This window comes from Pseudobutyrivibrio sp. OR37 (genome assembly GCF_900113655.1).
Classification (GTDB): Bacteria; Bacillota; Clostridia; order Lachnospirales; family Lachnospiraceae; genus Pseudobutyrivibrio.
The window spans coordinates 1-21915 of the sequence record NZ_FOQF01000022.1; the positions used below are offsets into that span (position 1 = coordinate 1).

The 21915-nt window shown below is 36.5% G+C and carries 24 protein-coding genes and 1 pseudogene; 1 reads left to right on the forward strand and 24 read right to left on the reverse strand.

Annotated features, from left to right (window positions below; genetic code table 11):
* A pseudogene (locus tag BM097_RS16520) lies at nt 1-205 on the forward strand (ISNCY family transposase); the annotation flags it as partial.
* Nucleotides 206-340: 135 nt separating this feature from the next.
* Here BM097_RS16520 and BM097_RS10810 read toward each other — a convergent pair.
* From BM097_RS10810 to BM097_RS10920, 24 genes are all read right to left on the reverse strand, one after another.
* Nucleotides 341-1252 (reverse strand): hypothetical protein, encoded by a 912-nt coding sequence (locus BM097_RS10810; RefSeq protein ID WP_090549334.1) that lies wholly within the window; start codon nt 1250-1252, stop codon nt 341-343.
* A 4-nt stretch (nt 1253-1256) separates the two neighbouring features.
* The gene (locus tag BM097_RS10815) at nt 1257-1568 is read right to left on the reverse strand and encodes a TIGR04197 family type VII secretion effector (RefSeq protein ID WP_090549337.1); all 312 of its coding nucleotides are present in this window, start codon (nt 1566-1568) and stop codon (nt 1257-1259) included.
* A gap of 30 nt (nt 1569-1598) precedes the next feature.
* Complete coding sequence (locus tag BM097_RS10820; RefSeq protein WP_143084982.1) at nt 1599-2018, reverse strand: hypothetical protein; 420 nt, start codon at nt 2016-2018, stop codon at nt 1599-1601.
* Between the two features lie 19 nt (nt 2019-2037).
* A complete protein-coding gene (locus tag BM097_RS10825) occupies nt 2038-2622 on the reverse strand; it encodes a hypothetical protein (protein ID WP_090549344.1) in 585 nt (194 codons plus the stop codon).
* A 12-nt stretch (nt 2623-2634) separates the two neighbouring features.
* Nucleotides 2635-4545 (reverse strand): hypothetical protein, encoded by a 1911-nt coding sequence (locus BM097_RS10830; RefSeq protein ID WP_090549347.1) that lies wholly within the window; start codon nt 4543-4545, stop codon nt 2635-2637.
* A gap of 19 nt (nt 4546-4564) precedes the next feature.
* Nucleotides 4565-4858 (reverse strand): TIGR04197 family type VII secretion effector, encoded by a 294-nt coding sequence (locus BM097_RS10835; RefSeq protein WP_090549350.1) that lies wholly within the window; start codon nt 4856-4858, stop codon nt 4565-4567.
* Between the two features lie 12 nt (nt 4859-4870).
* Nucleotides 4871-5218 (reverse strand): hypothetical protein, encoded by a 348-nt coding sequence (locus tag BM097_RS10840; protein ID WP_090549354.1) that lies wholly within the window; start codon nt 5216-5218, stop codon nt 4871-4873.
* A 72-nt stretch (nt 5219-5290) separates the two neighbouring features.
* On the reverse strand, nt 5291-5794 hold the full coding sequence (locus BM097_RS10845) for a hypothetical protein (RefSeq protein ID WP_090549358.1): 504 nt from the start codon (nt 5792-5794) through the stop codon (nt 5291-5293).
* A gap of 177 nt (nt 5795-5971) precedes the next feature.
* Nucleotides 5972-6529: a hypothetical protein gene (locus BM097_RS10850; RefSeq protein ID WP_090549361.1), complete on the reverse strand. Its 558-nt coding sequence runs from the start codon at nt 6527-6529 to the stop codon at nt 5972-5974.
* The gene (locus BM097_RS10855; RefSeq protein WP_090549364.1) at nt 6505-7038 is read right to left on the reverse strand and encodes a hypothetical protein; all 534 of its coding nucleotides are present in this window, start codon (nt 7036-7038) and stop codon (nt 6505-6507) included. Before BM097_RS10855 ends, BM097_RS10850 begins: the two co-directional genes overlap by 25 nt.
* Before the next feature lie 289 nt (nt 7039-7327).
* Nucleotides 7328-7828 (reverse strand): hypothetical protein, encoded by a 501-nt coding sequence (locus BM097_RS10860; RefSeq protein ID WP_090549367.1) that lies wholly within the window; start codon nt 7826-7828, stop codon nt 7328-7330.
* Nucleotides 7829-7987: 159 nt separating this feature from the next.
* Entirely contained in the window at nt 7988-8539 is a 552-nt protein-coding gene (locus tag BM097_RS10865) for an SMI1/KNR4 family protein (RefSeq protein ID WP_090549370.1), read from the reverse strand.
* A gap of 5 nt (nt 8540-8544) precedes the next feature.
* Nucleotides 8545-10575, reverse strand: a complete 2031-nt coding sequence (locus tag BM097_RS10870; RefSeq protein ID WP_090549373.1) for a T7SS effector LXG polymorphic toxin — start codon at nt 10573-10575, stop codon at nt 8545-8547.
* Nucleotides 10576-10581: 6 nt separating this feature from the next.
* A complete protein-coding gene (locus BM097_RS10875; RefSeq protein ID WP_090549379.1) occupies nt 10582-10851 on the reverse strand; it encodes a hypothetical protein in 270 nt (89 codons plus the stop codon).
* A 14-nt stretch (nt 10852-10865) separates the two neighbouring features.
* The gene (locus BM097_RS10880; protein WP_090549382.1) at nt 10866-11270 is read right to left on the reverse strand and encodes a YwqH-like family protein; all 405 of its coding nucleotides are present in this window, start codon (nt 11268-11270) and stop codon (nt 10866-10868) included.
* Nucleotides 11271-11279: 9 nt separating this feature from the next.
* A complete protein-coding gene (locus BM097_RS10885) occupies nt 11280-11597 on the reverse strand; it encodes a DUF4176 domain-containing protein (protein WP_090549385.1) in 318 nt (105 codons plus the stop codon).
* An 18-nt stretch (nt 11598-11615) separates the two neighbouring features.
* Nucleotides 11616-11774 carry a hypothetical protein gene (locus BM097_RS16390; RefSeq protein WP_177197444.1) on the reverse strand — a complete coding sequence of 53 codons (159 nt, stop codon included), beginning with the start codon at nt 11772-11774 and terminating at the stop codon, nt 11616-11618.
* Between the two features lie 12 nt (nt 11775-11786).
* Entirely contained in the window at nt 11787-16328 is a 4542-nt protein-coding gene (gene essC / locus BM097_RS10890; protein WP_090549388.1) for a type VII secretion protein EssC, read from the reverse strand.
* An 18-nt stretch (nt 16329-16346) separates the two neighbouring features.
* Nucleotides 16347-16598 (reverse strand): EsaB/YukD family protein, encoded by a 252-nt coding sequence (locus BM097_RS10895; protein WP_090549391.1) that lies wholly within the window; start codon nt 16596-16598, stop codon nt 16347-16349.
* Between the two features lie 9 nt (nt 16599-16607).
* A complete protein-coding gene (locus tag BM097_RS10900; protein ID WP_090549394.1) occupies nt 16608-18182 on the reverse strand; it encodes an FHA domain-containing protein in 1575 nt (524 codons plus the stop codon).
* Nucleotides 18175-18654: a hypothetical protein gene (locus BM097_RS10905; RefSeq protein ID WP_090549397.1), complete on the reverse strand. Its 480-nt coding sequence runs from the start codon at nt 18652-18654 to the stop codon at nt 18175-18177. Before BM097_RS10905 ends, BM097_RS10900 begins: the two co-directional genes overlap by 8 nt.
* Before the next feature lie 10 nt (nt 18655-18664).
* Nucleotides 18665-20347, reverse strand: coding sequence for a serine/threonine protein kinase (locus BM097_RS10910; protein WP_090549400.1), 1683 nt, complete (start codon nt 20345-20347; stop codon nt 18665-18667).
* 2 nt (nt 20348-20349) lie between these two features.
* On the reverse strand, nt 20350-21150 hold the full coding sequence (locus BM097_RS10915; protein WP_090549403.1) for a PP2C family protein-serine/threonine phosphatase: 801 nt from the start codon (nt 21148-21150) through the stop codon (nt 20350-20352).
* A gap of 30 nt (nt 21151-21180) precedes the next feature.
* A complete protein-coding gene (locus BM097_RS10920; RefSeq protein ID WP_090549406.1) occupies nt 21181-21813 on the reverse strand; it encodes an FHA domain-containing protein in 633 nt (210 codons plus the stop codon).
* Nucleotides 21814-21915: the final 102 nt, after the last annotated feature.

Below are 21915 nucleotides of genomic sequence, written 5' to 3' on the forward strand. Positions count from 1 at the left end.
AACTTATAAAATTAGGACCGCGGTTGAGCGAGACATTAATCACATCAAAGAAAACCTTTGCCTTGCTGGACGCAGAACTCAAAACGAAAAAACTCTTCATGCTGATCTGATACTTGCTGGAATAACTCAGCTTGTAACTGTCATTTTGGCTGATAAAATTAACCACCATGAATTTGTCCGTAGCCTGAAACCTTTAATCGCTTAGGACTTACCAACTTCATAAGTCAGGCTTATTTAGTGCGCCTAAAATTATCTTTCAAAAGTAATTCCGCGCCTATGCGCGAAATATCCGATTTTATAATCAAGATTGCGGACGAGCATCAGCGAGTTTCGCAATTACCTAAGTGAACATAACATTTTCTAAAAATGCGCTTCGATATGGTTCCTCGGTAGTATAAATCAACACCTTTATATTTCTAACATCTTCATCATATCCTGCATCTCTAAGTGAGTTAATTACATCTCCTGTCAGAGGTTGGCTTCTTTTTTCATATTCTGCTATGTAAAAATCCTTTTCCGCTTTAGACCACTGGGTAGGGTCATCATTTCTAGCACTTAACGCATCAAAATATGCATCGCCGCTTTCTCTATAAAGAGTAGTTAATCTATAATACGTATCCTCAGAGAAATTAGGATTGTTTATATTAAAATCCAAACCAGGTTTAGTAAACGTTTTTCCTCCAAGTCCAGGATAAGTTCCTCCCACCATACATAGTGATCTTATGGCGAAGCCTTCATCAAACAGAGCTTTTGTAGATTCTTCTATTTCATCATATAGCTCTTCTTTGCCCTTCCAATATAGATAATTAGAATAGTCATGATTAGCAAGCATACTATGATAGGTGGCCATGGCACTATAATATATAGCCTCTATAGCATTGCCAGAAGCAGCTTTTTCACTATAGCTTGCAGCAAGCTCATCATTTTTTACTTTAGAATTCCAAGCGTCCTTCTTATTTTTAAGAATAACTTTTCCATCTAATACTTCATTTCCAACAGATGTAGTTAAAATACCTAAATCTCTTACATCGCACTGATTTGCAGCCTTTAGGTAGCCTATAAAATTCAAATACTGATCCATGTTACTTTTAAGTACAGAAAAAGCTTCGCTTTTTAATTCATCTTTACTTACAAAATTTGAAACCGCTAAATAGGCAACATCAAGAGCCTCCTGATCTCGAGCTATTTTTTCTCTCATCAAGGTACATTGGGCACTTATTGCTGTTGGGTCTAAATATGATGATTCTGTCATTGTATTAATCCCCCTTTACCCTTTCTCCATTTGCAAAAAAGCTTGCCATCATTTCATCGTATTCCTTGAATTCTAATCCTGTGGCTCTAATGTTTTGAGCCTCAGTATCTAGTTTCTCACCAAGACTTTCAAGCAAAACCTCGCTCATTGTGTAAGCCATATAGCTCTTTTCGTTGGCTGTTATTGTAGACTTTGAATCTATCTGATCTGACGCCAGGAAATCCGCTTCTAGATATGAAGCAGCCTGTGTATATTCGGCATCTGATGTTTCTACATCAGTTTGATTTACCTGTTTTTCTCCATCTGTCTGACTCATTATTTTTCTCCCTTTTTCATGAATTCTTAATTAAAAAAATGTTTTATAAAAAACTACATCCCTATTCAAGCTTGTCATTAGCTTTCTTCCATTTGTAGAAAGTTCAAATTGAAAAGACATACCCTCCATTGAAGTAGACAGCTCTACGAGATATTTGTATTTACCTTTATTTAGAAGGGTCACACTGGAAAAATCATAATCCGCTATTTTTTCACTTTCATCAAAGAATGAATCCTTTTGTTCCACTGATACGCGATAAACGCCCTCATCATTCTCATAGAAATTAATGATGCATTTTCCATCTACTGACCTCCATGTACCCTTCATATCTTCCTGAAAGGTCTCTTCAGTAATGGAATCCTTTTTTAGATTTTCTGGCGTTGTGCCACATGCCATAAGTGAGAAACACAGGCATATGCAACAAATAATTATTCCCAACTTTTTCATCATTCGTTTCTCCGCTCTCTTTTTATCGTTTTAGCATATCAATAAAACCATTAACATTATCTAATTTCTCTACAGAATGAATATAGTATTTCTTTATTAATCTGTCTTTACTCATGAGCATGATTGTAGCTTCATACACTGGTATAGCCTCAGGACTGGCTTTCTGCTCAAGCTCGTTAATTATACCGCCCAGGGCATCCTTTACATTACTCTTAAACTGCTCATCAATCTCTTCCTTGGCAAGAGTTGTATAATCCTCACCTACATTTCCATGCACATGAAACAGCCCATTTTCTGTAAAATCTACTATTGAAAAGCAAGAAATAAACATCTCACCTTTACGCTGTGCTGTCCTCAAAAAGACCCTATCAAGATTTTCTAATACCACCGCTGCACTTTCTTCACAGTTTGGCTTGTTCAGCATCTGACCAATATCAAAACCAAATCTTTTGTTGCTATCAAATCTTTTTCTAATTAGCTTACCCCAGAATGGCTTTTGTAGATTTTCTTCCTCAAGCGGGTAGTCATATAAAAATGACTGTATATATTCATCTGGTATTTGCTCTAATTTTTCAGCATATGCATTTCTTACTGCACTTACTTCCATATCATAATCCTCCTATGCAGCCGCATCCATTTCCTTAACTATTTCTTCAAATATTTCCTTCGTTTCTTCGCTGTAGCCATTATATCCATCCATACCAAAGTCGGCTCCAGTCATATGTGCAGACATACTTTCAGCAAAAAATTCATTTTCTTGTAAGCCTGAATAAATTACATTACCATTACTATCATACTTAATTACAGCTTTATCATTTGAGTCAAGATCACTTTCTAACCAATAAGTACTTTCATAGGTTGTTCCATCTGACCTTGTTTGTTCAGATACTGCCTCATGACCCCAATTTACCCTCAATGTATTTCCTGTGTAACCACCATATACATCGGACATTTCATTTATTACATCTTCTTTTACATCTTCAACAACCTCTGAATAATATCCTTGATAAGTAACGTTACCATTAAATGAAGGTGTAGCATTAGGATCATAGTTTGTGGTGTTCATTATTTCATTTGTTATAGTTTCCACTATCTTTTTCTGCTCTTCCTTGGTATAGCCTTCATCTGCTATTGTTTCATAGACAGCGTCTTCAATCTTTTGTCTTACTTCTTTCTGTAATGTATCATCTAGAGTTGTGCCATTTGCATTGGAGTAAGAGTTTGATTTCCATTTAAAATGATCATCAATGCCATGACTCATTTCATGGAAATATGTTCTATAATCATTTTCACTGGCATCAGAAGCATCCCCCATATCATCAACATTGATGTATATGCCATGACACCATTCATAAGAACTTGAGGAATGAATATCCTCTACTTTAACGTACTGAACATTTTCCAAAAATACCGACTTGTATGGTTCATCAGCAGTGTAGGCAAGCAATTTAATATTATTTACATGGTCATCATATCCTTCATTTATCATTGGCAAAAGGTTATGAGTCATAGCCCTAGCTTCGTCCAGATGATAAATATCATAGTATGCAACCGCTGCTGCAGTTCTTTCATTGCTAAGCTTTTTCATTGATATTTTTCCATTATCAAACTTATCAAAATCCTCTTTTGCCTCTGCTGCATCAGTAACATTATTTATAAAATTATCCTTAAACCTAGGTGGTGCTGTATATACTCTTGCTTTTAAATCTATTGCCTCATCATCTGACAATTTTTTAGTAGCTTTTGCAAGTGCTTCTGCATCGTCTGGATGCAAAGCTTCATAATATTCAACTATCAGCTCTTTTTGTTCGTCTGTAAGATCGTCGATATCTATAGTATTGCTTGTAACCTTATAATATAAATCCGCTACATCTTCTACAGCACCAAAGCGTTTTGCCATTTTTCCCTTCATACTATCTGTTGCAAGGGTATTATTAACATCTGTGCTAAGCCCCTTTGAATTTGGTCTGCTAGGGTCCTTTACACAATATGACCTGCTGGTTGCGCTTCCAGAGAACAATCCACTGGTAGCTCCTTCTATCTCATCATATTTGTCAGATTTGCGCTTCCAGTATAAATATGTTAAATAATCAAACCCTGCTAAAGTCGAAAAGCTCGATCCAATTTGGCTATAACTGTTAGCCAGCATAATATCTGTTGTAGATGCTGCTAAACCATAGTAATAATTTGCTGTGTTTTCGTTGTTTGTTTTTGAATCCCAAGCAGCCTTCATTTTAGGCACGATAACGGAACCATCTAATACCTCTGAGCCCACAGAGCTTTTTAATGTTTCGAAATCAGCTTTATCTGATTCATTAGCATTTTTTAATCTAGTTATAATCGTTAAATATGGCCTAAAAGATGATTTTAGCGCATCGAATGCATCACTTTTAATTGATGTATCATTTATAAACGAATCTACCGCAGTGTACGCCACGCTTAGGGCGCTATTATCCGTGTCTATCTCAGTTATTGCCGCACTACACTGAGATTTAATTGTCGATGGATCCAAATAGTCTTTTTCTAACATTATTCTCTCCTTTTCATAACTATCTCTCGCCTAATTCCCAAAATCCTGAAAGCATCTCATCATATTGTTTAAAATCCTCTCCCAAAGATTCAATGTTTGATGCTTCAGCATCCAGAGTTTCACCCAAACTCTGCAATAATAATTGTCCTTCTAAGTATGCCTGTTTTCCATTTCCATTGGCGGAAATAGTACTCTTACTGTCTTTTGAAGACAGGTCCTTCATCTCGAGGTAGCTTGCCGCACTATCCACGGATGAAGATTGGGTATTTACATTTGATTGGCTAACATTTATTGTTGGATTGTTTCCACTCATTACTCTCCCTACCTACTTCCTTTCATCTTCCTCTGATTCAAGCTTTTTTGTGATACTATCTCTTTTAGCAGTAATCTCGTTCAAAGATTTTTTGAACTCATGATCCGCCTCATCAGCATATTTCGTGCTGGCTTCCTTCATCTGCTGCAACACATCATTCTTCTCCTCCAAAATACTTGCTAGCTTTGGATCACCGTGCGCAGCTTCTAACATCTCATCGCTCTTTTGCATCTGCTGTCTTCTAATAACATCATGCTCTTCCAGCTCTTTAAAGAATTTTTTATATGAAGCTCTTAAAGTTTCCTCCTTTTCTTCCAATTCCCTAAGTTCTTTTTTTAGAGCTAATTTCTCATCTGACATTAATTATTCCTCCACTTTATTGTTTAACTAATCAACCATCCCTTATTTTCTGTAAGATGTGCCTCGACTGGATTATCCTAACTCTAGTCCATATTTTTCACGTGCTATTTTTTGGCAACGTTCAAACCAATGATCAAAAGAATCATAATCTTGTCTATAGACTTCTTTATTATCTTCAATTAGCTTGTTCACGCGAGCCATTATTTCATCAATGTCAATATTAAACTCTGCTGTTCCTTCTTTTTCTTTTTTTACCTGATAGAAAATAATATTTAAAAGTAAATCTAAACTTCCAACTTTAGCACTTGAGACCCTTGTTAATGCCTCAATACCATCAGCAAATCCTCTATCATAACCTCCATCAGGATCATTCTTATAGCAGTTATGAATTGCATCTACCACCGCATAATAATTATGCCCTGCACCTGGACGCATTTCCACCTTGCATGGCCCTATTCCTGATAACATTGGTAAGTATGCAACATTACATCCTTTTTCTCCTGACATATACTTTTTATTAATCCTACGAGTCATTCGCTCAGTATATTCTACTAAATCTTCATATGTTTTAATCATAATATTTTTCTACTATTCTAATTTGGAAATAGTGTAATCAACCCTAGTTGTTTACAGATGGCATACTAATATTTGAACCATTAAATGGTACCTCTGTTGTGATCATATAGGCTCCACCTAAATTATTCATTGGAACACCAGATAAAACATTTTCGCCAAATTGATGAAAATCATTTTTTAATCCTTTTTATAAACTTTATCCCATGTGTATTTTCTACTATGAAGAAATCCATCATTCTGTAACCAATCGAGTATTTTACCTTGGATATTTTCAGACTTCATAAGGGTATATATATCATCCGGGGTTCTGTGTCCATCTTGCTTTTCTTTATACATTTCAGAAAGACGTTTTCTGTATTCTTTTGTCTCACTAATATACATAGATGGAAATTTAGGTTGGCGTACTTCTATTCCATATTTATATATTCCAATTATACCGATAGATTTTGATTCAATCACTTCCTCTATGAAAGTTCTATAGAATTTTTCTGTTAACACATTTCTAGGATCATCTTCTTTCCTATCATTACTTATTTGCATTACAGGTATTTTTAATAACTTTCCATTCAACAAAATACAGGCTATATATGCTGTATCTCTGTAATCAGTTGTTGAGCCTCTATCATGCCCCGTCCACGCAAAAGCTATTCCATTTCTTGGAATGGTCCACTTTTTAATTACAAACTTTTTAAAAAGCAATAATCTAACTTCTATATACTCTTCATTTTTATACATTTGCAAATCGCAGAATAAATCCTGCGCTGGTGCTGTGCATAATCTTTTCTGTATACCTCGCGATTTTCACATATCAATGCATTAATTTTAGCTATCATATCGTCAATATCAATTTTGAAAGCTGCTGTACCGTCCTTTTCTTTATCTAATTGATAGAAAAGAATTCTCAGTAATTGCTCTAAGCTACCAACTTTTGCTGATGATACGCTAATTAAAGCATATAAGCCATCAGCATATCCTTTGTCGTATCCGCCCTGAGGGTTCTTTTTATAACAATTATGAATAGCATCCACCACTTCAAAAAAATCATGTCCAGCGCCAGGTTTTTTTTCCATTTTATAAGTTGCTATACCTGATAGTATTGCTAAATAGGCAATCTTGTTTCCTTTTTTATAATTATTATTTATATTTTCAACCGAACTCTCCACATAATTTGAGAACTCAAACACTTCTAGCGCTTTTACATCTATGCCTAACACTTCGGCCAATTGTCTATCTAAATCGTCCATATAAACCTCCTGTTGAAAACATGTTATAGTATAATTTATCCCATCGCGAATACCTACTAAATCACGAGTTCCGCTTGAAATAGGATTGCTTATTATATCTCTCAACGGTTTGTGAGTTATTTCAAGCTCTCCACTTAACAGTTTTCCACCTGACACAAAATAATCCATATATGAACCCAAGTTGACCGTATTGCATCTTCACCATCTACAACAATTTGCTACTTTTCCTACATAATGAATAATAAAGGCAACTAAATTTACTAGCTGCCTCTATACATATTAGCATCAATTACCCTAACTCAAGTCCATATTTTTCACGTGCTATTTTTTGGCAACGTTCATACCAATGATCGAAGGAAGCATAATCTTGTCTATAGACTTCTTTATTATCTTCAATTAGCTTGTTCACGCGAGCCATTATTTCATCAATGTCAACATTAAACTCTGCTGTTCCTTCTTTTTCTTTGTCAAGTTGATAGAAAATTATATTGAAAAGATTTGCTAAGCTAGCTACTTTTGCACTTGAGACCCTTGTTAATGCCTCAATACCATCAGCAAATCCTCTATCATAACCTCCATCAGGATCATTCTTATAGCAGTTATGAATTGCATCTACCACCGCATAATAATTATGCCCTGCACCTGGACGCATTTCCACCTTGCATGGCCCTATTCCTGATAACATTGGTAAGTATGCAACATTACAACCTTTCTCTCCTGTCATATACTTCTTATGAATAATTCGCACTAATTCCTCTGTATCTTCAACTAATTCTTCGTATTGTGTCATAATATTTAACTCCTATTCTAATTTAGATATAACATAACCAACCCCATCAACTCTTCCGACTAATTCATATGAGTTTTTTGGGCACAGTTTGATTTATTAAATCAGAATAAGTTTTTTGTGTTATATCTCTTTAAACCAATGCAATGTATTACATCAATACTATTTATAATTTTTTGCCAGTTCTCTCATTTGCGCTAAAATATCATCTTGTATATTCATTTCTATTTTATCTAAATCAATATTTTCCTCGAAAGGCTCAATCCCTTCTACAAACTCTTTAAAAGAATCAACTAGTTTTATCATTTCTGAATTGCTAGACTCATGACGCCATAAATATATTGCCGCAGTATCTTTAGCCATACATATTAAGTCTCCACCAGATACATCAGCAATAGGAATATACTTATCATTTAATATGTCTCTAAAATATGTAATTTTGTCATATATATTATCATTTCCTTGATTTAATCCATAAAACCCAAATATATCTAGGTATTCTTCTTTAATTATACTTTGGTTATTTGTGACTTTATATGCATAATTTTCAACTAAATAATCATTACCATGTTCCTTTAAAAAAATAAAATACTCATCTGTTTTTGCTATATTATTTTCAATAAAAAAACGTTCCGTAATATCGTCATCCCAAATTATTTTTTCTCGATTGGAATCATCCATTAAATTATTTAACTTTTCTCTAAAGTTTTCCATTTATTTCACCTCATATTTCTCATGTCTGCCGCCGCACCTATATGTGGTATCCTACTATGCAAATCTGTAGGAAGCAATTCAATAGTCGTTGTGTTTTTATGATGCGGTGTTAACTTCATGTCTCTAAGAAGTTGTTTAACTTTATTATTAGAAGACAACCCTAATTCAAGTTTTAACTTTGAATATACTTTGCTAAAATCCTTCTGCGAACCATCCAAAACTCCATCATCAAATACCAGCTCACCTTTCGACCATTCAGAAAAATTTGGTCTTCCGTTTTTGAATGGTATTCCCTTTCCATTAGTAACTTTATTTACTTCAGGTAAATCTGATATCCATATACTTTCGCCAGGTGTCCCCTCCCAATGTCCATTTTTCCTAGGTAATCTTGTTTTTTTTGCTGTGGTTTTGTTCACATCCACCTTAACGCTCTCGCCCCTCAGCTTGAGCAACTCACTACCATCAATACGCGACATAGCTGTTGCAGTTGCAATCTGGCCATCGGAGGACTTCCATGCTTCTATATCAACATCCTTTAAGCCTGGGAAATTGTTGTGGGTGCCGTTTGCGCAATCTGCATTCCAAGCATTATATCTGGCTGCATCTTCGGCAGACATAAAGTCAGTGAAATTAATTTCGTTGTCAGGTAATAATGATTCGTGTGCAATATCGTTAAGACTTGGGCCATCTGGCTTAGCTTTAAATTTGCCTGCAAAGTTTCCGATAGACTCATATGTTCCTGGATCTATTAATGCTCCTATGAATATTTCTGCCGCTGCTTGTTGGGTTTGATTAAGTCCAACATGTTGATCTATAAAGTCTACTGTTAGACCAGTTGCCTCATCCCCCAATAAATTAACAGCATACTCCTTTGCTACAGCTACATATACTGCTTTTGATAGTTCAAAACCTGTCTTTCCTGCTGCTAACGCCTCGGAGTATGCAGACGAAGCAGGCATTAATATAGATACTGCAATCGTATTTGCCTGACCCCAAAGATCATATATCTCCTGATTACCCATAAATATAGTATCTCGCAATGGATTAAAGGCGTAGGAAGAGAGGTCTCCTTTCATGCCGTAATATACATCATCAACACCTTCCATTGCATTAGATAATCCATATCCAAAGACACATGTACCAGTCATGCACAAAGCTCCAGCTACAAGGGGTGTTGCCGCACCACCTGATGCAACTATCGCTACTCCACCTATAAAAGCTACACCTAAGCCTTTAATAATTTCAGCTCGTCCTTGATCAATTCTAGCCTGACAAGCCGCATCATAGTCTGCCTGCATCTGATCAGCTACCTGCTGCAATTTCTCACCAGCTGCATTTATATCTGCTTCGTGATTCTTTAAAAATTCCTGGCTCAACTGCATTGATTCATAAAGCTGATATGCGTACATATTGTTGGCGCAATCGCCACTCTTATAATCTCCTGGCTTAATACTTTCCTGGTAGTATGTGATAAATAATTCTAGATTTGCTATAAAGTCAGTTAAAGAATCTAAATCTGTCGAGTGTAAATTTTCATAATTAACAATAGATTCGTCCAGATTATCAATCTTCTGAATCATCCAGTTCAAGTCAAAATCTACTGTTTCTTTGCTAGGTAGTGGCAAGCTAACAATATCTGAAACGCTATTTAAGGATGTTTGCATTTCTGAACTAATCGTTTCATTATCCGTTAAATATTGCCTAACCTGCTCCTGTACCTGAGCCATAGTCTCTGCGTTGAACTTTGTGGCATAATCACTATCTATTCCAAAATAATTAGTTTCATACAGCAATAGTTTCGACTGATAATCCACAAGCATCGTAGCAACAGCACTAATTAATGGTAAATGTATTTCACTTGCATAGGTTTTAATATTATCTGCTGCTGTTCCTGTGAAATCTTCAGAATTAATTACATTAGTTATATCCTCTGATAGTTTTTCAAGAATATCCTGTATCTCGGATATTCTTGTAACTGCCGTATTGTAAGCCGATAATGTTTCCAAAAAGCTTACTTTATAATTTTTCCCTTCCATTTTTCATTATCCCTCAAAATTATTTTGTAAATCTTCATCCATTTCTTTTAATTCAGATATTACTGTCTTCATACTAGATACATTTGTCGTTACCATCTGTTTATACGAGCCAACTGTATTGAGGATTTTATCTAGCATTCCCCCATAATTTTCAAGCATGATATTTTGCGAATCAGTAAATTCCAAATTCTCTGTTGCTGCATTTATAGTATTTACGTCTGAGTTATAGGTATCTAGCAAAGTAGATATCCCACCATTAACCTTTAATTCTCCCATAATATCACCTCGTACTAATTAAAGTGTTTTTCAGCTTCATTAATTAATGACTGTATTCGCGACCTAAGCCAACCTATAGCTCCGTAATGTTCGTTATTTTCCGCTTTCAAAGCTGTGATTTTGTCACAAATAGCATCTAATACAACATCAATATTTTCGATATATGTATCATAAGCTGGTGGAACATAATCCTGCGTGCATTCAACTACTGTGGTTTTATTTGTACCATACCATGTACCATCCGCCGCAAAGGGTGTAGCAACATTATCATTCCAATTTTTCTTAAGCTGATCCACCTCATCTTTTGCATCTGCAATATCCTTTTTTACCGCTTCCAGTCTGGATATCTTTGCAAGATTAGCATCAATCGCACTATTATGCCCATTTATTTCAGCATATAAATCATCTATAAGTCCCATAGTTCCCCCTTATCTATTGTTAAGCAATGAAACGGAGCCTTTTTCAAAATTCTTTTCCTCTGTCCACTTATCTAGATTATTGACCATTCGATCATTATCCTCATCACTATAACCTTCAAAAATGATTTCAGAAATATCTTCATTATTGAAATATAATAGTTTGTCACTAACTAATCCCTGAGGATAGATACAGCCACCATATTCAAATAAATACTGTTTGCCATTTCTTTGAATAACCATTCCTCTTGAAATAATCATAAGCTTCTGAATTCCGCCATTTAAAATAACTACAGTGCCAAGAGGTAATCTTCTTGTTAAATCTTCCACAACAAATAATCCTTCTTTCTATCTTTTCTGTTCTATATTATTTTTCTTTAAATACTCTGTATATGCGTTATTATCATCTCTATCAATTCCATATCTGTGACTAGGGAAAAAAACAACCCTTAATATGGATAATACAGCTATAACAACTAACAATATAATAGTAGCTTTTTTACTCATCATTTCTCTCCTTTATTCTTCTTCCCACAATGGTGTTTTCAACTTAACAACCATGTTGTCCTTCATGTAATATCCGTCACCAAGCTCTACCTTCTTCTTGAATGCACGAGCTACAGTTAGAGGTATTTCAACTGGCTTCATCAATACTAAATCATCAAAGAACATGAAGTGCTTCTGTTCCTTAATCTTCTTTAAGATTTCAGGTGCGTTAAATGGAATCTGCTCATTTTCGATTCCACCAATGATGATGCCGACATGCATATTCTTGTATTTACCAATGATGTTTCTGTAAGCGTTCATAACTGTTGTGTTAGAAGAAATGCTTGTAACAATATCAGGCTGCTGAATAATGATAAGGATTAGCTTGCCATCATTTACCGCATTAACATTGCCATTTGCCAATGCTTCGTATCTTGCTGCAAGAGCCTGCTCTGTGCTTGTAATCACTTCAATAGCAGCATCTTCTGTCATTGAATAGCTTGCCACATTAGGCATATCCTTTAATGCTGCAAGGCCTCTATCGATACCATCGATGATGTGTACCTCTGTCATGTCTGGATACATCTTGTTTAACATGCCAACAATATACTTGATGATATTGTGACGGCCACGGCCTTCTCTACCAGAAATAGCCATTGCACCCATTGTTCCTATATCTAACATGAATGGCTCTACAGTTGCATAGTTAAGACCTACTACAACCTCGAACTTCTTACGTGTAAATCTGTTCAGGTTAGCTTCTACCATGCTAGATGTAAGGACTGCAGGGATTTCTGGAATCTCTCTAGCCTTAAGACCAGCATATGTTTCGTTTGTAGATGATATAAATGTCTTGATAGCTTCTACTCGCTCAATTTCCTTTTCGCCTTCAAATGCAAGATATGTCTGGCAATCTAAATGCTTCTTGTCGATTTCCACAATGGCACGACCACTAATATCTTCTATACGCTCTCTACAATGCTCGAATAATGCACTGTATTCATTTGAATCGTTGCAGAATAATGCAATTCTACAAGAGAAATTACTAAGGTACTTGTAACCCATACCTGCTGTCTGGGCGTTTGCAAGCACAACTGTAACACCTACTGTGATACCTTCTCTACAAAGTGTTAGTAGGTCGTCATTTTCTGTGAAATACATTTCCTTCAAAGCTGTAAAGTTATCCACCATAAGAACTATCTGTGGAAGGTCTGTCTTTCCAGCTTCACGATATGCTGCAAAGGAACTTACACCTACTGAAAGTAGCTTTTCCTTTCGCATTTCGATTTCTGTATATAAAAGCTTGAACAGGTTCTTTAGCTTCTCATCTTCAGATGATGTAACTACACCACCCACATGATTCAAGCCTTCAAAGTTCTTAAGAACCATTGATGCAAAATCCAATACGTAAATATTTACTTCCTGTGGAGAATATTTTGTAGCAACACTTCTTGCAATAGCCTGAAGAAGGTTTGTCTTTCCAGACTGTGAAGAACCAATAATCATTACATTTTCTTTTGTAAGATTGATAGAGTGCTTGCCCTGGAACTGGCTATCTGGGTCATCAAAGATACCGATATCTGCAATAATATCTGTTCCATTTGTTGCAAGCTCTTCTCTTGCAGGGAAGTCTATAACCTTTGCTAATGGTGGTAAACAAATTTCCTGAAGCTTTTCAATGTGATGTTCCTTGCAGTATTCATTGACACGCTCAACAATAGCTTCAAGCTGATTCTGCTCACCCTTAGACTTTTCTGCCTTTTGCTTGTAAAGGACAGTTCTCTTTCCTGATAAATCTACACCATTAATTTCAAATTTCTTACTGTTTTCTGTGCTGCTGACAACAGCTGGTGCACCACTGTATGCAGACTGGAACAATTCGAAGATTTCGTTATTACCAACCTGGAGATAAGCTCTACCTGGCTCTCTAATTTCTGCTGCAAGAGGTGATTTTAATACCTCATTACTATCTGATTTATCCTGCACCTTCAAACAAAGCTTGAACTTTGAGTTAGACCAAATCTGGTCATTAACTACACCGGCTGGCTTCTGTGTTGCAAGAATAAGGTGTACACCCAAGCTTCGTCCGATACGGGCAGCAGAAATAAGCTCTTTCATGAACTCTGGCTGCTCGCTCTTTAACTCCGCAAACTCATCTACGATAAGAATTAAGTGTGGGAGTGGAGTCTCAACCTTGCCCTGCTTGAACAAGCTGATATAATCATCAATCTTATTTACTTTGGCTTCTCTAAATAATCCCTGACGACGTAACAGCTCGGCCTTGATAGAACGAAGTGATCTATCAATCTGCTTTCCGTCGATGTTTGTAATAGTTCCTGTTAAGTGTGGAAGGTTTGCAAACTGGTCGGCCATTCCACCACCCTTAAAGTCGATGATAACGAATCCAACTTCGTATGGATGGAAAAGTGTAGCCATAGACAGGATGTAAGACTGGATAATCTCTGATTTACCAGAACCTGTTGTACCGGCAACAAGACCGTGTGGTCCATGGAATTTTTCATGTAAATCAAGGTAAACTACTTCACCACCACTCTTTACACCAAGTGGTGCTGCCATGCTCTTATAGATTTGAGAGCTTCCCCATCTTTCTTCAAGGTTAAGGTCATAGGCATTCATTATTCCAAGGAGCTGATAGAGAGAAATGTTCTTTGTCAATGTTCCCTCTAGGCTCATTTCATCTATATAAACGCAGCCCAATCTAAGTGCTAGCTGCTGCACATCTTCTCTGCTTGTGTGAGGATATTCAAAGGTCTGGATATTCTTTCCATCCTCAGCATCCTGAATGTAGCCTCTGTAAGCATCGCTCTGTAAGAATACAAGCTGTGAGCAGTACATATTTAAAAGCTCCTGCTGCTCTTCCCAGAACAAGAATACAAATCCAAGCTTTGATGCTCTATCCACATAATCCATAACTGGGTGCTTACGGATACGCTCTGAACGATATACAAATACAACGTATGTAGGAAGCTTGGCTACCACATCTTCACCAAGCTGCTCTCTTGCATTTAATTCGTTATATAAGAATTCAAGTGCTCTCTTTGCACTTTCATCATCATACATGAAATATCTCATGCCACCGTTATTGGATGACATATTTTTGAACCATCTAGCCCATGCAAAATCAAGAACATCATTCTCGCCAATAACCAAGAACATCTTTACTTCTTTGTAGAAATATTCGCCGGCGATTGTTACCATCATGTTCTTCATAAGCTGATATAATTTTTGACGCTCAGCAACAAAACCTACAGCATTTGCTTCCTTTAAATGAAGCACTACAGGCATTCCATCAATATACTGATATTTATCATGAATCTTCTCAGGAATATCCATCATGTCGTCCTCGATATCGATGTATTCCTGCTTCTTATAATCAACCTGCTCTTTGGATTCTACTAAACCAGTTCCAATCCAAACATCCAGGAAATCTTCCTCTTCCTTTGTGTGAGAAAATAGGTTTCCATCAAACTGCTTGATAGAATTCATAGTATCTTCTACTGAACGATTCATCTTGAGCATGATAGTCTTTTCGTCATTTCTGGCAGTGACTATTTCATCCTCTTTTCTAGCAATGTAATCGTCGTAGTAAGCTATTCTTTCCTCTTCCTTTTTCTTACGCTTTTTCTTGTCCTGGAAATAATTGATTACTGCTAGGACACCACTAATCATACCTGTTGCAGCAAACATGATTACGTAAGAAAGATTACTTCCCATCATAAGGCCACGAACACCAACCATAACGCAAAGCATCATAACTGTTGGAAGTAAAACCATAAACAGATTCTTCTGCTCGTCGTTCTGTTTTGATTTTGGTGGCAATACCTCTATACTTTCCTCCGGCACCTTATAATGCTGGCGCACACTTCTTGAATAGCTAGGGTAATTGAAATGAATATTATTTGCTTCTATTAACTGATTTGGGAGCTTTGTATCGATTCCGATAGAATCTGAAGTATAAAGATTATCATTCTCCAAATAAAATACATGACCATATAAGCCTAAGAAATCCTTAGACTTTAGCTTTTCATTGCTATCCTTATGTAGCAAACCATTGACAGTAACACCATACTCCAAGTTACTGGTATCAATGGTAAAACCATCTCCTGACTTGTTTAGTACAACCGAACCTGACTTTAATTCTCTATCAAAGAATCTGATATCACAGTTTCTATCACCACCGATTGATAAAGTGTTCTTACCTGCAATATTTATCACCAGGTTATAGTTATCCTGTACTGTATCAAAAAATGCATCATATTCGATATTAAATAATTCGCTACCTGTCTCTCCATTTGCTACCTTAAGTACATTACCTATTGTTAGGCTGGCGTTATTAGAATCCTGCTTGCCATTAAAGCAAACTGGGCTTTCTGCAATTGCTTCCAATTCACCATTATTATTCTTTAATGCAATAGTGAACTCCTGATCAAAATCTTCCTTTAGTAACTGTACCTGGCAGTTCTTACCTGTTCCTATTAGCAAACCCTTAAAGTCATCTTCTACGACCACTTCCTTGTATAATTTGCTACTGAATACCGTAATCTTATACTTCATAATCCTTCTTCCTATCTACTATTTTTCGTAAAAAATAACTGACCCATTTCTGAGGCCGAGGCTTTCAAGTGTAGCCTCGCCTCTAATTAATGCTATTGGGTTTTCCGCACGCATATAGCACTGTACTGGATCATCCATATCTATTGGCAGCTTAAAACTGTTTTTCAAGCCGTAGATTAATTCATTTGCAGTAATATCCAGCGGAACCTCTATATCGAATTCCTGATTCTCTTTAACATTTTTAAATCTGATGATTATCTTTGTATCCATACCTAACCCCTACTTTCTGTACACAAATTCCTCATTTGATAGCTTAATAACATCGCCTACGCGTAACTCCTGTGGCTGGCCTGCCACAAGCATTACATCGTTAAGGAATGTGCCATTCTTAGAATGATTGTCTTCTACAAAAACACTGTTGCCTTTGATTGTAAATACCGCATGCTGTCTACTGATTGTGTTGTTATCGCGGATGCAGTAATCACAATGTAAATCATCCTTACCTATGCAGAAGTTTGTCTTTGTGATTGCAATATTATCATTGTTCTTTGTACGCTCTAGGTAGCCACCATTCAACTGCTGGGATGGTGCTGCCATGTTTGTACCAGTCATAGAATCACTTACGCTTGTGCCTGCGCCTAATACTGTTGTATCAGAGCTGGTTGAATCTCCTGCAAATCCTGCTGGAACTGTAGACTGAGCACGGTACTGTGCTGTTGGACTTACCTTTACTGGCTCCTCTTTTTTAGCAGCGTTTGACTTATTTCCCTTTACCAGAATAATAATCACTACAACTACTAAAACGATGACAACTACTGCTAATACGATTGTCATAACAATTACCCAAACTGGGATTTTTTCCTGTTTTTCAATAACCTGTGGCTCCACTGGTGCAGGCTTATCTGCTTCTATTTCTGCCTGTAAATCTGCAAATGTCTTGCTTGAAAATGCAAGTCCCATTCCATTTAATGCCTTAACAATTGTGTTAGAGCTGGTTGCATAGTAATAATTTCCTTCAGCTCTAAGTGTGTTCATACCAATTACATATCCATCTTCTGTGATAATTGGTCCACCTGCATTGTTTTCTCCAACCTGGGCAGTATGCTCAACCCACTGTGTATCACCTTCTGCGATGATATTGCAGATTTGTCCTGATGTTTTGTTTACTCTGTCATTTGAGTAATAGACTTCATTTGTTTCAAATACAATCGCATCTGGAAATCCTAAAGCATATGCACTGCTCACTGAATTGTAATCACTCTTATTATTGTCAGCAGAATATAAGAATGTCATTGGTGTTCTGTTGTACAAAGACTGTGATAGCTTGAATACAGCTAAATCAAGATCAATACTGCTGTTAACCAACGAAGCCTCTGTTGTCATATCATTTTCAATAACAACTTCGTAGCTAAGAGTTGCTCGCTCTCTGTCATCAGCACTAACACCAAGAGCTGTTAAAAAGCTGTTCTTTGTTTCGTCATCTGGTGTCATTAATGCAAGACTTGTAAGAACATATTCTGTTCCATCAGCTTCTCCAATAAGAATTCCTGATGCACCCCTTAAAATATGGCTTATGTTATCACTAGTCTTATAAACACAGTTAATCTGAACAACACCATTTTTAGCTCTATCGATGTTGTCCATTTCTTTCTCATCTTTTGCTGTTTCTTCTTCAACTTCTGAAGCTTCTGAAGCTTCTTCTGATTGCATTTCATCAGATACAGGAGCCTCTCCCTCTACCTGCTCTGTGGCTTCTGTTGCTTCAGCAGCATAGGCTATGCTGCTATAGTTTGTAGTCATAATTCCTAGTGCAACAACTGTTGCTGTTAACATTGCTACTATTTTCTTATTCATGATCTATCCCCTTATTCATCACATCGTTTGTAATTACAATTTCATCCTCTATTTCAAATCCGGCAACACTTCCAGATGCAGGTATATTTGTTTCACTCAATAAAACGGTTCCCTCATCTTCATTACCGGAATCTAAAACTGTTGTTGCTTCTACCTCTGAAAGTAAAACTGTTTCCTCGCTCTCTGAAGTATTGTTTTTTAATAATCCCGATGTATTCCAAGACAATGATGCCTTCTGATGTTTTTGACCAACATACTCCATACCAGTCTTTGTAGTCGATGAAATCTTTCTGATTTCCTTTTCTACACCCATTCCAGTAAGAACTTTTATAGAATGTGGTATCTTAAGTAGGAAAAAAAATACTATTGCCATTATGGTAAACACAATAGCTATGATTAACAGACTTAGTCCTAGTGTTTGGTAAAACTTCATCTGTTCTGTTACGTTTGTTGCATCTGTACTTACTATCATAATAATCACCCTATTCAGCTAGCATAATAGCTTGTCTAGCCTTTTCTATATTTGTATTGAGCTCTTCCTCCAGCTCCTTTACCATTTCGTTATCTTCAGCATCTGTTCCAGCTATATCTTCCTTCACATGCTTTTCTATGTTTATAAGCTGAAGCTCCATGTCCGAATAGCTAACTCCGGATTTTGCGAAGTTCTGAATGTTTGAATAAATCTGTGAGGCCATTTCCTTGTAAATGATTAATGCTGTGTTTGCATTATCTATTTCTGCGATATTTCCGCTGGATACGGCAACCAAATCCTCCCAATACTGCTTATAATCAACCTTTGTATCACCTGTTTTATCAACACTTCCAAGATTGATATAATAATCTGCAATAGCGCCTAATCGCTTTGCTCTTGCTGTTCTGGCTTCATCCAATCCACCATCTGCCGCTTTCTTTAACCAATATGCTGATTGCTGCTTATTTCCTTCACCGTTGTAGTTATAGAAATATGCAAGACCTAGTCTATAGGCAAACAAGCTATATGCTTCTTCATTTTGAGATAGCAACTGCTCGTATGTAGCCTTTCCCTGAGTTCTGATTAACAGCTCTCTTATCTCTAATGCTTCATCCTCAGTAAATACATCATCTACTAAATAAATTTTATCTATCAGACTTATATATGCATCCGGCTTTGCTGGGTCCACTGAAATTGTGTCTATAAGTGCTTCCTTCATTCCATCAATTGTCTCAACACGTGTCGCTTGCTCCAGCATACTGTCGTAACTTACCATTTGGAACTTGCTAGCATGTCTGTATGAGGCAAAGGAACCGATTCCTGCTGCAAGGGCTAATGCTGCTGCAGTACAGAAAATACCTAATTTTAATTTCTCACCACGTCTATATGAATTATCTAACTCATCATAATGATCAAGGTCATATAGTAGCTTTGCGCAGTTCTGATATCTGTTGCTTGGATCTAGCTGAGTACATTTAAGAATAATCTGTTCTAAGCCCTGCGATAACGCTCCATTCCAATACCTGATTGGGTACATTTCGTATGGTGGTTCGCTAGGGTTCTTACCTGTAACCAAGTGATACATTGTAGAGCCCAAACAATAAATATCTGTACGAGCATCTGTTTGACCATGACCTCCAAACTGCTCAGGTGCCGCGTAGCCTCTTGTTCCGAGACATGTAGTATCCTCCACATTCTCTTCCTTGTATTGTCGAGCTGTACCAAAATCGATAAGCACGATTGTTCCGTCAGGCTTAAGCATTATATTTCCAGGTTTTAAGTCTCGATATATGATAGGTGGATTCTGTGAGTGTAGATAACCTAACACATTACAAAGCTGCTTTGCCCATTCAATTACGTATTCCTGAGGCTGAGGTCCATATTCGTTGACAGCCTTACTAAGAGTGTTTCCTTCTACGTAATCCATAACAATTAGCAAAGAATCATCATAGTCAATAATATCGATAATGCTTGGCAGGTTTGGATGTGATAGATTTCTAAGCATTTCAATTTCGTTCTTTAAACTCTGAAGTGTAATATCAGAATTTGCCATAGCATCTTTTCTAATCTCTTTTATAGCCCATTGCTTATTGGCTCTTTCATTCATTGCCAGGTATACGGTACTCATTCCGCCCTGTCCAATCTTATTTAATATTTTATATTTGTTATCTATTAAGGATCCTATTTCTAACATATCTATACTCCAATTACTAAACCTGAAATGTTATCTGTCTCACCACGGGACTTGACTAATTCAGTCATCTTTTTAATGCCATTCTTTTGGCTACCATACTTAATGATTTCATCATTTGAAAGCAAGCGCCACAGTCCATCTGAGCATAATAAAAAGTTTGAACCATCCTCCACTTTTCCTCTGAAAAAATCAGGATATACATTTTCTGATGCTCCTATGCACTGTAACAGTACACTCTTATCAGGACTTTTTTCTGCCTCTTCTTTTGTCATGCGTCCCAAATCCATCTGCTGCTGCACATAGCTTTGATCATGAGTAATTTGCTTAATGTCCTTTTTATTAAACATATAGGCTCTAGAATCTCCTACGCTCATAATCAAATACTCGTTTTGCATAATAAGCAGGCAAACAGTAGTTGTCCCCAATTTAAATCCTTGTTCATAACCATACTGCTTAAGACCTTGATTTATCTGTCTGACTATCATTTCCCACTGTGCCTGTATCTGACGCATGAAATCTGGTTTTGTATCACCGCATACAGATAAATCTTCAGTAACATCCTCCACAGAAATGATATGTGGAAATTCATTTTGGAACCATTGTCCCATTCTATTTACTAACGATGAACTAGCGACCTCGCCTTGGGCCAAGCCCCCCATTCCATCGCATAAACACGCAAAACAGACACGACCAATATTGCCTGTTCGTGCCTGTTTTACAATAAGCGCATCTTGATTCACCTTCTTTTTATTTCCTATATCAGAATAGGCGTCAAGCTTAAATTTTGAATTAAAAATATCCATTTTTTCATTACCCTTTATATATTACTTTTCTTACGCTCCATACACAAACTCTTCATTAGCAAGCTTTAATACATCCCCATCTTTTATTAATACTTGTCTTCCGCTTTCAAGCTTGATGCCATTAATCCAAGAACCATTTGTTGAATTACAGTCTTTTACGTATACACCGTTCTGACCTAATGTGAATAATAAATGCTGTCGGCTAATAGCTTTGTTGTCGCTGATGCAATAATCTGCATTAATGCTATCTTTTCCTACTGAATAATCATTTTTACTAATCTTAACTTCTTCATTAGTCTTCTTTCGTGTCAATGTTCCTAATGAAATGTTATTTGATAATTCTGCTGCACCTAGTACTGTTGTTGCCCCATCCTCTACTGGATTAAGTGCTGCATTACTTAAAATTGTTGTTGCATCACTATATTCTGGTTTTACTGGAGCAATATTCATGTACTGTGGGCCTGTGTATGATGATTTATTTTTCTTTTCTGTTTTCTTACTGCTCTGACTTGAATTTATTTTTTTAACATCAGAAGCTACTTCTCTAGGTACATCACTTTCATTTTTGTTTCTTAGAATAAGAAGCACACCTATAATTATTACAACTATTACTAAAAGTAATTCCAATCCTACTATCATCATCCATATATTTAATGTATTCATTTTCTTTTTCTCCTACTTCTACTCTCTAAGCCAACAGGTCACAAAACTATTTGACATGCAGACATAAAAAATATCTCGCCTTCTTAACATGTAAACAGCGAG